Source organism: Streptomyces longispororuber (assembly GCF_024448165.1).
GTDB classification, from domain to species: domain Bacteria; phylum Actinomycetota; class Actinomycetes; order Streptomycetales; family Streptomycetaceae; genus Streptomyces; species Streptomyces longispororuber_A.
On sequence record NZ_JAMOLN010000076.1, the window covers coordinates 1 to 14,860 of the forward strand.

At 73.4% G+C, this 14,860-nt stretch carries 13 protein-coding genes; 7 read left to right on the plus strand and 6 right to left on the minus strand.

Features of this window, described 5'->3' with window-relative positions; translation table 11 throughout:
* The 3 genes from M4J07_RS21670 to M4J07_RS21680 all read right to left on the minus strand — a co-directional run.
* The coding region (locus M4J07_RS21670) for a PTS transporter subunit EIIC (protein ID WP_255974409.1) at positions 1–1,482 on the minus strand (1,482 nt) is incomplete at its 3' end.
* A gap of 42 nt (positions 1,483–1,524) precedes the next feature.
* Positions 1,525–2,475: an N-acetylmuramic acid 6-phosphate etherase gene (murQ, locus tag M4J07_RS21675; RefSeq protein WP_255974411.1), complete on the minus strand. Its 951-nt coding sequence runs from the start codon at positions 2,473–2,475 to the stop codon at positions 1,525–1,527.
* A 69-nt stretch (positions 2,476–2,544) separates the two neighbouring features.
* Positions 2,545–3,471 carry a MurR/RpiR family transcriptional regulator gene (locus tag M4J07_RS21680; protein WP_255974412.1) on the minus strand — a complete coding sequence of 309 codons (927 nt, stop codon included), beginning with the start codon at positions 3,469–3,471 and terminating at the stop codon, positions 2,545–2,547.
* Between the two features lie 90 nt (positions 3,472–3,561).
* On the opposite strand from M4J07_RS21680, the gene M4J07_RS21685 reads away from it, so the two are divergent.
* Positions 3,562–3,930 carry a hypothetical protein gene (locus M4J07_RS21685; RefSeq protein WP_255974413.1) on the plus strand — a complete coding sequence of 123 codons (369 nt, stop codon included), beginning with the start codon at positions 3,562–3,564 and terminating at the stop codon, positions 3,928–3,930.
* The gene (locus M4J07_RS21690) at positions 3,927–4,193 is read left to right on the plus strand and encodes a DUF4031 domain-containing protein (RefSeq protein ID WP_255974415.1); all 267 of its coding nucleotides are present in this window, start codon (positions 3,927–3,929) and stop codon (positions 4,191–4,193) included. The genes M4J07_RS21685 and M4J07_RS21690 overlap by 4 nt, the downstream gene beginning before the upstream one ends.
* 45 nt (positions 4,194–4,238) lie before the next feature.
* Here M4J07_RS21690 and M4J07_RS21695 read toward each other — a convergent pair whose 3' ends face one another.
* Positions 4,239–4,892, minus strand: a complete 654-nt coding sequence (locus M4J07_RS21695; protein WP_255974417.1) for an HD domain-containing protein — start codon at positions 4,890–4,892, stop codon at positions 4,239–4,241.
* Between the two features lie 105 nt (positions 4,893–4,997).
* Between M4J07_RS21695 and M4J07_RS21700 the strand changes: the two genes are divergently transcribed.
* From M4J07_RS21700 to M4J07_RS21715, 4 genes are all read left to right on the plus strand, one after another.
* Positions 4,998–6,419, plus strand: coding sequence for an MFS transporter (locus M4J07_RS21700; RefSeq protein ID WP_255974419.1), 1,422 nt, complete (start codon positions 4,998–5,000; stop codon positions 6,417–6,419).
* Positions 6,420–6,489: 70 nt separating this feature from the next.
* Positions 6,490–7,161 (plus strand): maleylpyruvate isomerase family mycothiol-dependent enzyme, encoded by a 672-nt coding sequence (locus M4J07_RS21705; protein WP_255974421.1) that lies wholly within the window; start codon positions 6,490–6,492, stop codon positions 7,159–7,161.
* Positions 7,162–7,708: 547 nt separating this feature from the next.
* Positions 7,709–9,685: a HelD family protein gene (locus M4J07_RS21710; RefSeq protein ID WP_255974468.1), complete on the plus strand. Its 1,977-nt coding sequence runs from the start codon at positions 7,709–7,711 to the stop codon at positions 9,683–9,685.
* A 37-nt stretch (positions 9,686–9,722) separates the two neighbouring features.
* The gene (locus M4J07_RS21715; RefSeq protein ID WP_255974422.1) at positions 9,723–10,493 is read left to right on the plus strand and encodes a MerR family DNA-binding transcriptional regulator; all 771 of its coding nucleotides are present in this window, start codon (positions 9,723–9,725) and stop codon (positions 10,491–10,493) included.
* A 16-nt stretch (positions 10,494–10,509) separates the two neighbouring features.
* Here the strand turns inward: M4J07_RS21715 and M4J07_RS21720 are convergent, their stop codons facing one another.
* Together M4J07_RS21720 and M4J07_RS21725 are read right to left on the minus strand one after the other, a co-directional pair.
* Entirely contained in the window at positions 10,510–11,205 is a 696-nt protein-coding gene (locus tag M4J07_RS21720; protein ID WP_255974424.1) for a copper homeostasis protein CutC, read from the minus strand.
* 71 nt (positions 11,206–11,276) lie between these two features.
* Positions 11,277–12,206 carry a hypothetical protein gene (locus M4J07_RS21725; protein ID WP_255974426.1) on the minus strand — a complete coding sequence of 310 codons (930 nt, stop codon included), beginning with the start codon at positions 12,204–12,206 and terminating at the stop codon, positions 11,277–11,279.
* Positions 12,207–12,390: 184 nt separating this feature from the next.
* Here M4J07_RS21725 and M4J07_RS21730 point away from each other — a divergent pair, with 184 nt between their 5' ends.
* On the plus strand, positions 12,391–14,667 hold the full coding sequence (locus tag M4J07_RS21730; protein ID WP_255974428.1) for a heavy metal translocating P-type ATPase: 2,277 nt from the start codon (positions 12,391–12,393) through the stop codon (positions 14,665–14,667).
* The last annotated feature ends 193 nt before the right edge of the window (positions 14,668–14,860 follow it).

The following is a 14,860-nucleotide window of genomic DNA, read 5'->3' on the forward strand; positions in this document are numbered from 1 at the left end:
CGGGGCCGACGGGCCCTCCTCGGCGCGGGCCTCGGGGGACTCGCCCGCGTCCACGTCCGCGTTCAGGTCGACCAGCATCTCCTTGCTGAAGCCGAAGAAGTACGTGGCGAGGAAGCCGACGGCGTAGCCGACCAGGAGGCCGCCGCCGTAGATCGCGGCCGTCGTGCCCCAGCCGTGGTTGCCGTCGAGGAGCGGGAAGAGCGCCCAGCCGGACGGGCCGATGGCGGTCGAGCCGACCTTGTCGCCGAGCATCGAGAAGAGGCCGACGAACGCGCCGCCCGCCGCGCCGCCCACGCAGGCGGTGATGAAGGGACGGCCCAGCGGGAGCGAGACACCGTAGATGAGGGGCTCGCCGACGCCGAGGAAGCCCGCGGGGAGCGCCGACTTGATGGTGCTGCGGATCGACTTGTTGTGCTTGAGCCGCTTGTAGACGGCGATCGCACAGCCGACCTGGCCGGCGCCCGCCATCGCCAGGATGGGGAGCAGGACCGTGAAGCCCTGCTGCTCGATGAGGGTGGTGTGGATCGGGATCAGCGCCTGGTGCAGGCCCAGCATGACCAGCGGGAGGAAGAGGCCGCCGAGGACCAGGCCGGCGAACGCGCCGGTGTTGTCCAGGAGCCAGTTGGCCGCCGTGCCGATGCCGGTGGAGACCTCACCCGCCACGTACATCAGACCGAAGATCGTGACCAGGCCGGAGACCAGGACCGTGATGGTCGGGGTGACCAGGACGTCGACCGCCTCCGGTACCCACTTGCGGCACCACTTCTCCACGTACACGGCGAGGACCGCCGCGCCCAGCGCGCCGAGCACACCGCCCTGGCCGGGCGAGAGCTTCTGGCCGAACGCCTCGATGTTCGCCACGCCCGCGTACACGATGATGGCCGCGACCGCGCCGCCCAGGATCGGCGTGCCGCCGAACTCCTTCGCCGTGTTGTAGCCGACGAAGACGGCGATCAGCGCCATGAAGCCGGAGGCGATGGCGGCGAGCGCCGGGGTGACGCCCGGCAGCCACTCCAGGTTGACCAGCAGGCCGTTGATGCCGGCGATGATGCCGCAGCCGATCAGGGCCGGGATCAGCGGGACGAAGATGTTGGCGATCTTGCGGAGGAACAGCTTGAACGGGGTGGCGTTCTTGGCCTTCCGTGCCGCCCGCAGCTCTGCGCCCTGCGCGGCCAGCTCGTCCGCGGTCAGGGCGTGGGCCTCGGGGGCGGGCGCGGCGGCCTTGCCCTCGTTCACCAGCTCCTCGAACTCGGGGGTGACGCGGGCGACCTTCCCCGGGCCGAGGACGATCTGGTACGTGTCGTCCTCGACCACGCCCATCACGTCGGGAAGCGCCTTGAGCGCCTCGTCCTGGACGAGCGAGCGGTCCGCGAGACCCAGCCGGAGCCGGGTCATGCAGTGGGCTACGGAGGTGACGTTCGTGGCACCGCCGATGAGCGGCAGGATCGAGGCCGCCACGTCGCGGTTCTTGTTCTCAGCCATGGTGCGTGCTGCCTTGCTGTGCGGGGAGTGGTTCCGGTGGTTCTACGGGGTGGTGGTGGCCGCGAGGAGAGCGGCCCGCAGGTGACCCTGCGAGTCGTGCAGGAGGCGGGCGGCCGTGGGGCCGTCGACCTCGCCGAGGATGACGAGGATGGCGTTCTTGACCTCGCCGTCGGTCGCGGCGAGCGCGGCCTCGATGGCGGCGTCCTCGGCGCCGGTGGCGAGGGACACGATGCGGCGGGAGCGGGCCCGCAGCTTCTCGTTCGACGCGCGGACGTCGACCATCAGGTTCCCGTACGTCTTGCCGAGCCGGATCATGGTGACGGTCGAGAGCATGTTGAGGACCAGCTTCTGGGCCGTCCCCGCCTTCAGCCGGGTGGAACCGGTGAGGAGCTCGGGGCCGACGACGACCTCGATGCCGTGGTCGGCGGCGGCCGCGAGGGCGCTGTCCGCGTTGCAGGACAGGCCGACGGTGAGCGCGCCGTAGCGGGCGCGGGCGTGCTCGACGGCGCCGATCGCGTACGGGGTGCGGCCGGAGGCGGAGATGCCGACGACGATGTCGTCCGCGGTCAGGTCCAGGCCGTCCAGGTCCTCGGCCGCCAGTTCCTTGGAGTCCTCGGCCCCCTCGACCGCCTTCACCATCGCGGACGGGCCGCCCGCGATCAGGCCGACGACCTGGCCGTCGTACGTGTTGAAGGTGGGCGGGCACTCGGAGGCGTCCAGCACGCCCATCCGTCCGGCGGTGCCGGCGCCCGCGTAGATCAGGCGGCCACCGCGGGCCATCCGCTCGGCGGTGCCGTCGATCGCGGCGGCGATCTGCGGCAGCTGCGCGGCGACGGCGGTGGGGACGGAGGCGTCCTCACCGTTCATGATCTTCGCGATCTCCAGGGTGGAGAGCTGGTCGATCTCGGCGAGCTCGGGGCGGAACGCCTCGGTGGTGAGGGTGTCCAGCTGGGCGCGGAGCTCGGAGTAGGCGGCGTCGTCGGTGGTGGTCATGGCGGACGGCTCTTTCCGGGGTGACGAGGTGACGGGTGGCGGGGCGAGGGTGGGTGCGGGGCGCCGGGGCTAGCGGCCGCCCCGGCCGCGGGGCGAATGTCGGTGCGCGAGGGCTTCGTACGACGCCGAGAGGGCGGGGGCGGCCGTCTCGTAGCTGCGCTGGGCGACGCCCACGAACAGGCAGTCCACGACGAGGAGCTGGCTCGTGCGGGACGACATCGCGGCCGGCCGCAGCTCGCTCTCGCGGGCGATGGAGGTGGTCAGTATGTGGTCGGCGTACTGCGAGACGGGCCCGTCGGGGCGACCGGTGATCGCGATGGTCGTGGCGCCGTGCTCGAAGGCCACGCGCAGCGGCTCGATGACGTCGCCGGTGCCGCCGGAGTGGGTGATGGCGACCGCGACGTCGCCGCCGCGCAGCGTCACCGCGTTCGTGATCGCCAGGTGCGGGTCGCTGTGCGCGTGCGCGACCTGGCCGATGCGCAGCAGCTTCTGTGCGAGGTCCTGGGCGACGAGGCCGGAGGCGCCGACCCCGTACACGTCGACGCGGCGGGCGCCCGCGAGGGCGGCCACGGCGGCGCCGAGCTGCACGGTGTCCAGGCCGGCCGCGGTGTCGGCGAGGGTCTGCTGCTCGTCGTAGGCCAGCTTGGCGACGACGTCGGCGATCGGGTCGTCGACCGCGATGTCGGCGGTGACGGCCGGCGCCCGGCCCGACTGCTGCTGGGCGGCGAGCCCGGCGAGTGCCAGGCGCAGGTCCCGGTATCCGGGGTAGCCGAGGAGGCGGGCGGTGCGCACCACCGTCGCCTCGCTGGTGCCGGTGAGCTCGGCGAGGCCGGTGACGGTGAGGGCGGCGCAGCCCGCCGGGTCGCCGGCGACCGCCTCGGCGACCCGCTGCATCGAGCGGGTCATCGACGGCGCCAGCGTGCGCACCTTGGCCGCGAGGGCGGCCGGGGCGGGCGGCGCGTCGCTGGCGAAACTTTCCTTCACGTCATTGCTCACATAATGAAAGATATTTTCGCGGCGTGTCGCGGTCAAGGGTCCTTCGGCCGGGACGTGGGTCACATGTGAGGGGCGCGGGACAATGGGTGCATGGATTCCGTCAGCCCGCTCGAACAGGCCCTGCACGCCGCCCGCGCCCTCGTCCTCGCCGACCTCAAGGCGGTGGACGTCGCCGACGCGGACGTCGTCTCGCTCGTCGAGGAGTCGATCGCCTCGCGCCGCTGGTGGGTCGAGCAGTGGCCGGAGGGCGTCGAGTACGTGACCGGGCTCGTCGCCCAGGACGTCAAGGACGGCCTCCTGGAGCGCTACGGCCGGTGGCCGCTGTGCCCGGTGTGCGCCACCGGCGACCCGCACGCCCTGGACGTGGAGCCCGAGCTGGGGGCCGACCCGCACTGGGTCTGCTCCGAGGCCGGGGTGGTGGTCGCGCCGGTGGGGGCGCTGGGGACCGTGGCCGGATGACCGTCTACATCGACCCGCCGAACTGGCCGGGTCACGGCCGCATGTGGTCGCACCTGGTCAGCGACGTCTCGTTCGACGAACTGCACGTGTTCGCCGAGGGGTTGGGGGTGCCCGCCCGGGCCTTCGAGCGCGACCACTACGACATCCCCGCGCACCGGTACGCGGACGCGGTGGGCGCGGGCGCGGTGGAGATCGGCTCGAAGGAGCTGGTGCGACGGCTCACCGAGGCCGGGCTGCGCAGGCCCAAGGGGCGCCCCGCGTAAGGGAGTTGCCGGGAGGGAAGGGGTGAGGGGGCCGGCCCGGGACCTCTACTGCGGTGCCAGCAGGTCCAGTTCCGTCGTGAGGTTCTCGCGCGCCGGGGACGCCCAGTGCGCGATGCCGTGCGGAGTCCTGAACAGCCGCGGCAGGTCGAGGAGCTGGCGCAGGATCGCGGCCCGGCCGGCGCGGAACGCCTCGTCGGGGACGAACGCGTACTCCTCGCGGACCGCCCGCGTGTACGCGGCGTACGTCTCCGGGTCCGAGGCCAGGACGGCCAGGTCCGCGTCGCAGAGCGCCTCGCCGTTCGTGTCGCCGTCGGCCGGGTCGTGGCCGACGGTGAGCCGCACCAGACGGGCCACCTCGGCGACCTGAACATCCGTCAGCCCGGCTTCCGCCAGGGCCCGTTCGGCCAGCGCCGCGGACCGTTCCTCGTTCTCCGAGCGGTCCGGGCGGTACACCGCGTCGTGGAACCAGGCCGCCAGCCGCACGAGCTCCGGGTCCTCGGCGTGGTCCGCGAGGACGTCGACGTGGTCGAGGACCGCCGCGAGGTGGGCCGTGGTGTGGTACCGGCGCTGCGGCTCGGCCCAGCGGCCGAGGAGGTTGTCGGCGTACGGGTACGGGTCCAGGTCCGGGGTCCCCGTGGTCGCCCGCAGGGTACGGGCCCAGCGCTCGCGCAATCGGCCCGCGTCGGTCGGCTCGGTCATGGAACGACCTTAACCCCTGACGATTGCCTACCCCCCAGGGGTATGTTACGTTCCTCGGCGTCAGATACCCCAGGGGGGTATAAGTCAGCCAGGGAGGGAACAGTCATGGACGGGGTCAACCCACGGCGCTGGTGGGCGCTTCTCGTGCTCGCCACCGCTCAGTTCATGGTCATCATGGACACCTCGATCATCGGGGTCGCGCTCCCCGAGATGCAGAAGGACCTGGGCTTCTCCCAGGGCGAGCTGCAGTGGGTGTTCAACGCGTACGTCATCGCCTTCGGCGGACTGCTGCTCCTCGGCGGACGCCTCTCCGACCTGCTCGGCGCGCGCCGGGTGTTCGTCGGCGGCTGGACCGTGCTGATCGCCGGCTCCGTCGTCGCCGCGGCCGCGCAGACCGCCTGGGTCGAGGTCGCCGGCCGCGCCGTGCAGGGCGTCGGCGGCGCACTGATCGCACCCGCCGCCATGACGCTCCTGATGATGCTGTTCGGGCACGACCCGAAGGAGCTCGGCAAGGCGATGGCGCTGTACGGGGCCGCGGCACCGGCCGGCGGCACCGCCGGGGTGTTCCTCGGCGGTGTGTTCACCGAGTGGCTGAGCTGGCCCTGGGTGTTCATCGTCTACGTCCCGATCGGCCTGGCCACCCTCGCCGCGACCGGGCTGCTGCCCGCCGTCGCGCCGCGCCGCGGTGCCGTCGACGTGCTCGGCGCGGTGTTCGTGACCGCCGGGCTCGCGCTCGCCGTGTACGCCCTGGTGCGGGCACCCGAGACCGGCTGGGGCTCGGCCTCGACCGTCCTCCAACTGATCGGCGCGGCCGTCCTGCTGGGCCTGTTCCTGGTGGTCCAGAAGGTCGTCGGGCAGCCCCTCATGCCGCTCGGCGTGTGGCGGGTGCCGCGGCTCGGGTCCGCGAACCTGGCGATGGCGCTGCTCGGCGCGGCCTGGATCCCGATGTGGTACTTCCTCAACCTCTACCTCCAGCAGGTCATGGGCTACGGGGCGTTCGCGTCCGGCGCCGCCCTGCTGCCCATGACCGGTCTGCTGATGGTCTTCATGACCGCGGTCACCGGGCGGCTGCTCGGCCGGTTCGGCGCCAAGCGGCTGATCGGCGCCGGGCTGCTCGTGCTGGCGCTCGGCCTCGTGTGGCTGTCGGCGGTCGGGCCCACCGGGTCGTTCGTGGTGGACGTGCTGCCCGCGTCGCTGGTCGCCGCGCTCGGCATGTCGCTCGCCTACATCCCCGCGATGATGGCCGCCATGTCCGGGGCGCCGCAGGAGCAGGCGGGCCTGGCCTCCGGCATCGTCAACACCACCTACCAGGTGGGTTCCGCGCTCGGCCTGGCCGCGCTCACCGCGCTCGCCACCTCGCAGGGTGCCGGGCGGCTCGGTGACCTGCCGGCCCTGACGGACGGGTTCAGCGCCGCGTTCCTCGGCGCGGCGGGCATCGCCGCCGTGGCCGGAGTGCTCACGCTGACCGTGATGCGGGGCGAGCCGGCGGCGCAGGGGGCGGCGGCCGGGGAGCGGGTCGGTGCGTAGCGGCCCAACTGGTCCGTGTCCGGCGCCCGTTGCCCCCTCGCCGGGGCGGCGGGCGCCCTACCGTGTGGGCATGACTGCAGACGCCGTACGCCACGATGCGCCGCGGGACCCCGAACTGCCCGGGCGGCTCCTGACCACCGAGCGGGACGTCCTGATACCGCTGCTGCGGTCCCGCCCCGACGCGGACTTCGCGCTGCGGACCGCGTGTCCCGGGTGGACCGTGCGCGATGTGCTCGCGCACTGTTCGGCGGCGTTGTCCCGGGTGGTGGAGGGGCGGTTCGAGGAGGGGGTGTTCAGCCCCGAGTCGAACGACCGGGACATCGCCGAGCGGGCGTCCTGGAGCAACCAGGACGTCGTCGACGAGCTGGAGCGCGGCATGACCGGGGCGGGCGCGGCCATCGCGCGGGCCGGTGGGGCGCTGGACGGGGTCGCGCTGGGGGAGTGGGTGCATGCGGGTGACGTACGGGAGGCCTTCGGGGAGCCGGGGGCGTATGCGGGGGCCGGGCTGCCGGTGGCGTTGCGGTTGCTGGTGCGGATCAGTCGGGAGCGGGGACACGTGGCGCTCCGCGCGGACGTGGACGACGTGGACGACCCCCTCGTCCTCGGCTCGGCCGGGAGTCCGCCGGGGCGGTTCATCGGGGCTGCGGCGACGCTGGTCCGGCTCTATGCGGGCCGCCCGGTGATCGGCGTCCACTACGAACTGGCCGGGGTACGCGAGTCGGAACTCAACCTTTTCGGTTGAGCGGGTCCTCTGCGGGCCGGTGGGGGCTGGTCGCGCAGTTCCCCGCGCCCCTGAATGCCGACTGCGTCTGCTGGGCGGGGCTCTCGTCGCGGTCTGCAGGTGCGTGGGGCTTCTCGCGCAGTTCCCCGCGCCCCTGACGGGGCGCCCCGTCAGGGGCGCGGGGAACTGCGCGAGCAACCACGACGCACCCGCACTCGGCGGACGAACAGTGGTGGCTACGGCGCGTAGCCGTGCATTTAGGGGCGCGGGGAACTGCGCGACCAGCCACGACGTACCGGTACCCGGCGGACGAACAGTCGTGGCTACGGCGCGTAGCCGTGTTCTTCGAGGCGTGGGGCGTCGCCAAAAACCATTGGCAGACACACCCACCCGTCCCGTACACTCGCCGGTCTTGCCCGCCTCCCTTCGTAGAAGTCGGAGCGCCGCCGGCCGGACGGAAACCGGGCGGCCCGTCACGTACGCGTACCGGAGGCAGAACCCCGTGAGCCCGACCCCGCTCGACCGCGAGCGCACGCACCTCGTCTCGTCCCGCGCCGCCCTGCGCGCCATGCGCGAGGACGCACAGGCCCTGGACATCCGCGACGTCACCGCGAACTGGGTGAACGCCGAGGTGCTGCAGCGCCAGATCGACGAGCGGATCAAGGCGCTCGCCGACCTGAGCCACACCCCGCTGTTCTTCGGCCGCCTCGACTACCTGCACGCCCCCGGCGTGGAGCTGGCCGAGGGGGCGGACGGCGAGCAGTTCTACATCGGCCGGCGGCACGTGCACGACGCCGGCGGCGACCCGATGGTCATCGACTGGCGCGCCCCCGTCTCGCAGCCGTTCTACCGGGCCTCGAAGAAGGACCCGATGGACGTCGCGCTGCGCCGCCGGTTCGGGTACACCGGCGGTGACCTGACCGCGTACGAGGACGAGCACCTGTCCGACCCGGCCGAGGCGGCGCAGACCAGCAAGCTGCTCCAGCAGGAGATCGAGCGGCCGCGCGTCGGACCGATGCGGGACATCGTCGCCACGATCCAGCCCGAGCAGGACGAGATCGTCCGCAGCGGGCTCGCCGGCTCGGTGTGCGTGCAGGGCGGGCCCGGTACCGGGAAGACCGCCGTCGGCCTGCACCGGGTGGCGTACCTGCTGTACGCGCACCGCGAGCGGCTCGCCCGCACCGGCACGCTCGTCATCGGGCCGAACCGGTCCTTCCTGCACTACATCGAGCAAGTGCTGCCCGCGCTGGGCGAGTTGGAGGTCAAGCAGGCGACGGTCGACGACCTCGTCGCGCACGTCGAGGTGCGCGGCACGGACGACCCGGCGGCGGCCCTGGTGAAGGGCGACGCGCGGATGGCCGAGGTGCTGAGGCGGGCGGTGCGTTCGCACATCACCCTGCCGTCCGAGGGTGTCGTCGTCGTGCGCGGATCGCGGCGCTGGCGCGTCGCCTCGTACGAACTGGAGGAGATCGTCCGCGAGTTGATGGCCCGCGACATGCGGTACGGGGCCGCCCGCGAGGCCCTGCCGCAGCGGATCGCGCACGCCGTGCTCGTCCAGATGGAGCGGGCGGGCGAGGCGCCGGACGACCGGGTGCAGAACGCGGTCGCGCGCAACGCCGCCGTGAAGGCCGTGGTCAAGGACGCCTGGCCGGCGATCGACCCGGCGAAGCTGGTGCTGCGGCTGCTGTCCGACGCGGAGTTCCTCGCCGCGCACGCGGACGGGCTGCTGGACGAGGCCGAGCAGAAGACGGTGCTGTGGGCGAAGCCGGCGCGCAGCGTGCGCACGGTCAAGTGGTCCGCGGCGGACGCCGTGCTGATCGACGAGGTCGGCGATCTCGTCGAGCGCACGCACTCGCTGGGCCACGTGGTGCTCGACGAGGCGCAGGACCTCTCCCCGATGCAGTACCGGGCGGTGGGGCGGCGCGCGACGACCGGTTCGGTGACCGTCCTCGGCGACCTCGCGCAGGGCACGACGCCCTGGGCGACGCGGAGTTGGGGCGAGGCGCTGGCCCATCTGGGCAAGGCGGACGCCGTGGTGGAGGAGCTGACGGCGGGCTTCCGCGTGCCGACCGACGTCATCGCGTACGCGTCGCGGCTGCTGCCGTTCATCGCGCCGGGGCTGGCGCCGGTGGCGTCGGTGCGGGAGAACCCCGGGGAGTTCGAGGTGCGTGCGGTCGACGGTGACGCGGACGTCGTCGCCGCGTGCCGCGAGGCGCTGGAGCACGAGGGGTCCATCGGCCTCATCGCCGCGGACGCGCGGTGCGCGGGGCTCGGCGCGGCGCTGGCGGCGGCGGGGCTCCCGTACCTGTCGCCCGGCGAGGAGACGACGGCCGAGTCGCGGCTGACGCTGGTGCCGGCGTCGCTGGCGAAGGGCCTGGAGTACGACTACGTGGTCCTGGACGAACCCGTCGCCGTGGTGGACGGGGAGCCGGACGAGCGGACCGGGCTGCGGCGCCTGTACGTGGCGCTGACCCGCGCGGTGTCCGGGCTGCTGGTCGTGCACGGCGCGCCGCTGCCGGAGCAACTGGGTGTCCAGGGTCCGTGACCGGGAGCCGGGGGCCGGGGGCCGTACTCTCGCACCCGTGACCGAGCGAGAGCGTCTGCGGACCGTCGACCTGGCCCGGCTCGCCGGTGTGTCCACGCAGCAGATCCGCAACTACGAGGACGCGGGCCTGCTGCCCGACGTGCCGCGCACCGAGTCGGGCTACCGCGTCTTCGGCGAAGCGCACCGAAGGGCCCTGCTCACCTATCGCGCGCTCGCGGCGGGCTGCGGCGCCCTCGTCGCCCAGGACGTGATGCGGGCGGTCCGGGCCGGCGACGTGCCCGGGGCGCTCGCCCTGGTCGACGCGGCGCACGCGGCGGCGCACGAGCAGCGGCGCGCGCTGCGGGCGACCAGCGAGGCGTTGACGGCGCTGGCCGCTGCCGACGCGCCGGCCGGTGCGCCGGACGATCTGCGGATCGGCGAGGTGGCTCGGCTCGTCGGTGTGCGGACGTCGGCGCTGCGGGTGTGGGAGGCGGCCGGGCTGATCACGCCGCGCCGTGAACGCGCCACGGGGTACCGGGTGTTCGGCCCCGACGAGGTGCGCGACGCCCGGATCGTCCGGACGCTGCGCGCGAGCCACTACCTGTTTCCGCAGATCGCCCCGGTCCTGGACGAGTTGCGGGCGAGCGGCGGCAGTGAGGCGCTGCGCTCGGCCATCGGGGAGCGTGATCTCGCTCTGACTTCGCGGGCGCGGGCGATGCTGCGGGGCGCTGCCGCGCTGGACTCCTACCTGACGTTCCTCGACGACACCCGTTCCCAGCCCTCGGGGCTCCGCCCCGGACCCCGCTCCTCAAGCGCCGGAGGGGCTTGATCGAGGTGGGCCGCGCCTAGCCGTCCAGCGCCTCGCGCCACACGCGTACCGCGTCCGCCGACACCGGGGCGTCCCAGCCCGCCGGGCGGGAGGCTCCGCCGATGTGGAACGCCGAGATGCCGGCGGCCCGCAGGCCCGGTACGTGTTCGAGGCGGAGGCCGCCGCCCACCAGGATCTGCTGCTCGTACCCGGGCTCCCCGGTGGCGGCCCGGCCCGCCTCCGCGACCAGGACGTCGAGGCCCGCGTCGACGCCCTGCGCCGAGCCCGCGGTCAGATACGTGTCGAGCCCGGGCAGGTCCGCCAGCTGCTTGCGCAGGGCGTCCCGGTCCGCGGCCCGGTCGATGGCCCGGTGGAACGTCCACCGGCACCCGTCCAGTTCCGCCACGACCCGCTCCACGGCGGCCAGGTCGGGCCCGCCGTGCTCGTCCAGGAAGCCGAGCACGAACTCGTCCGCCCCGGCGGCCCGCATCTCGCGTGCCGCCCCGGCCAGTGCCGGCCCGTCGCCCGCGGCGAATCCGTCGGCCAGCCGCAGCATCACGCGCAGCGGGATGTCCACGGCGGCACGGATCGCCGCGAACGTCTCCACCGACGGCGTCAGACCGTCCGCCGCCATGTCGGTGACCAGCTCCAGCCGGTCCGCGCCCCCCGCCTGGGCGGCGACCGCGTCCTCGGCGTCGAGGGCGATCACCTCCAGGACTGCACGCTTGCTCATGAGGCTCCTGTCGCGTCGACCCACCCGGCACACCACAGCGCCGATAGGTCTAGTCCAATGTCCTCTCCAGCCTACGCCGCGTGCACCGTGAACGCAGCCGTCCTGACTTCTCCGTCGTGCTTGAAGTCCAGGAAGAGCCGGTACGTCCCGGCACTCGGCGCGGTCGCGGTGAAGGAAACTCCGGGACCGGGCTTGCCGTCGTGCGGGTGAACGTGGAGGTACGCGAGGTCGCCGGAGCGCAGCGCGACCAGGTGTCCGTACGCGCCGAGGTACGGCTGGAGGTCGGTGACGGGCTTCCCGTCCTTGCTGACGCTCAGCGTCAGCTCGCTCGCGGCGCCCGCCTTCAGCTCCCCGTCGACCCGCACCTCGTAGCCGTCGGCCACCCGCGCCGTCGTCGCGTGCTCGGGCAGCGGCGCCGGGGCGTACGTCCCCGCGACCCCGAGGCCCGCGCCCAGCGTCAGGCCCTCCTCCTCGCCGCGCGGCGTGAAGTCCGCGAAGACGCGGTAGTCGCCCGCCCCGGGCAGCGAGACGGGGGTGGACCAGGTGCCGTCCGCGGCCCGCACCGGGTGCAGGTGGCGGTAGGCGGTGAGGTCCCGGGAGGCGACGATCAGGTGCAGCTCCTTGCCGTGCTCCGTCTTGTACGAGGTCACGGGCTTGCCGGTGGCGTCCTTGCGGATGGTGAAGCGGATCTCGCCGGTCTTGCGGGCCAGCCGGTCCTTCTCCAGGTCCAGCGTGTAGCCGCGCTCGGAGACCTGGAGGCCGCCGGGGATCACGTCGGAGGCGGGCGCGGCCTCCTCGGCGTGCCCGCCGTGCCCGCCGCCGTCCGCGCCCTCTTCGCCGCCTGCGTCTTTCGCCGGCCCCTTCTCCTCGTGGCCGTGCTGCGCCGCCGCCGGCCGCTCGTCGGCGGTGACGTCACCGATCCCGCTGCCCACCCCGTACGCGGTGCCGAACGTGGCGGCGACGGCCGCGGCGAAGGCGGTGATCTTCAGTCCGGTGTGCATGACGGCTCCTCGGCTGCTGGTGGGTGCTCGTGGGTCGGTCGACCCGGCGTCGTAGTCACGAAGATACCCCTAGGGGGTATTAAGTCAAGCGGGGACCGCCCTTGCGTTCGATACCCCCTAGGGGTATAAATGGATCTCGTGACGGGGTACCCGCCCCGGGTACCCGCTCAACAGAGGAGGCACCATGTCGGCGCACACCGTCGCCCCACCCGCGCAGGTGGAACTCGCCATCGGCGGCATGACCTGCGCGTCGTGCGCCGCCCGCATCGAGAAGAAGCTGAACCGGATGGACGGCGTCGAGGCGACCGTCAACTACGCGACCGAGAAGGCCAAGGTCACCTTCGACGACGGCATCGAGGTCGCCGACCTGATCGCCACCGTCGAGGCCACCGGTTACACGGCGCAGGAGCCCACGCCCCCGGCCGCCGCGGCCGAGGGCGGCGCGCCCGCCGAGGCCGGCGACGAACTCCGGCCGCTGCGCGAGCGGCTGATCACCGCGGTGGTCCTCGCGGTCCCCGTGATCGCGATGGCGATGGTCCCGGCCCTGCAGTTCGAGTACTGGCAGTGGCTGTCCCTGACGCTCGCCGCGCCCGTCGTCACGTACGCGGCCTGGCCCTTCCACAAGGCGGCGTTCACGAACGCGCGGCACGGCGCCGCGACGATGGACACGCTGATCTCGGTCGGCACGTCGGCCGCGTTCCTCTGGTCCCTGTGGGCGCTGTTCTTCGGCACGGCCGGCGAGCCCGGCATGACGCACCCCTTCGAGCTGACCATCGCGCGCAGCGACGGCGCCGGGAACATCTACCTGGAGGCCGCCGCCGGAGTCACCGCCTTCATCCTCGCGGGCCGCTACTTCGAGGCCCGCTCGAAGCGGAAGGCGGGCGCCGCGCTCAAGGCCCTCCTCGAACTGGGCGCCAAGGACGTCACCGTTCTCCGGGACGGCGGACGCGAAGAGACCGTCCCCGTCGGCGAGTTGAAGGTCGGTGACCGCTTCCTGGTCCGGCCCGGCGAGAAGATCGCCACCGACGGCACCGTCGTCGAGGGATCGTCCGCCGTCGACGCCTCCATGCTCACCGGCGAGTCCGTGCCCGTCGAGGTCGCCACCGGCGACCCGGTCACCGGCGCCACGCTGAACGTCGGCGGCCGGCTGGTCGTCGAGGCCACCCGGGTCGGCGCCGACACCCAGCTCGCCCGGATGGCCAAGCTGGTCGAGGACGCGCAGAACGGCAAGGCGGCGGCCCAGCGCCTCGCCGACAAGATCTCCGCCGTCTTCGTCCCGGTCGTCATCGCGCTCGCCGTCGCCACCCTCGGCTTCTGGCTGGGCAACGGCGCGGGCTGGACCGCCGCCTTCACCGCCGCCGTCGCCGTCCTGATCATCGCCTGCCCCTGCGCCCTCGGCCTGGCCACGCCCACCGCACTCATGGTCGGCACCGGCCGCGGCGCCCAGCTCGGCATCCTCATCAAGGGCCCCGAGGTCCTGGAGACCACCCGCAAGGTCGACACGATCGTCCTCGACAAGACCGGCACGGTGACGACGGGCCGCATGACGCTGCTCGCCACGCACACCGCCGAGGGCGTCGAGCAGGCCGAGGTCCTGCGCCTGGCCGGCGCGCTGGAGCACTCCTCCGAGCACCCGATCGCCCAGGCCGTGGCCGCCGGAGCGGCCGCCGAGGTGGGCACCCTGCCCACCCCCGAGGACTTCGTGAACGTCGCCGGGCTCGGCGTCCAGGGCGTCGTCGACGGCCACGCGGTCCTCGTCGGCCGCGAGCAGCTGCTCGCCGAGTGGGAGATCCACCTCCCGGTCGGCCTGGCCCGCGCCAAGGCGGCGGCCGAGGCCGCCGGACGCACGGCCATCGCCGTGGCCTGGGACGGCGAGGCCCGCGCGGTCCTGGAGGTCGCCGACGGGGTCAAGGACACCAGCGCCGACGCCATCCGCCGCTTCCGTGAACTGGGGCTGCGCCCCGTCCTGCTGACCGGTGACAACGAGGCCGTGGCCCGCTCGGTGGCCGCCGAGGTCGGTATCACCGACCCGGCGGACGTCATCGCCGAGGTCCTCCCGCAGGACAAGGTCGACGTCGTCAAGCGCCTTCAGGGCGAGGGGCGTTCGGTGGCCATGGTCGGCGACGGGGTCAACGACGCGGCGGCGCTGGCGCAGGCCGATCTGGGGCTCGCGATGGGTACGGGTACGGATGCGGCGATCGAGGCGGGTGACCTGACGCTGGTCCGGGGTGACCTGCGCTCCGCGGCCGACGCGATCCGGCTCTCCCGCAAGACCCTCGGCACGATCCGCTCCAACCTCTTCTGGGCCTTCGCCTACAACGTGGCGGCGCTGCCGCTCGCCGCGGCGGGTCTTCTGAACCCCATGATCGCCGGTGCGGCCATGGCTTTCTCCTCGGTCTTCGTGGTCGGCAACAGTCTCCGACTGCGGAGCTTCAAGCCCGGGTTCTCGTCTGCCGGGTGAGGTCTCGTCGCCGGGTGCACCTGTCGCCCTGGCTGGTCGCGCAGTTCCCCGCGCCCCTGAAGGCATGCGCTGACGCGCAGCCTTCAGGGGCGCGGGGCTGTGTCATGAGCGGCTCCGCCGCGGGGCGCGAGAAGCCTCACCGGGCCCGCGGGCGGGGGCCGACCGGGTGGCCTGCGGCGCATAGAGTGACGTC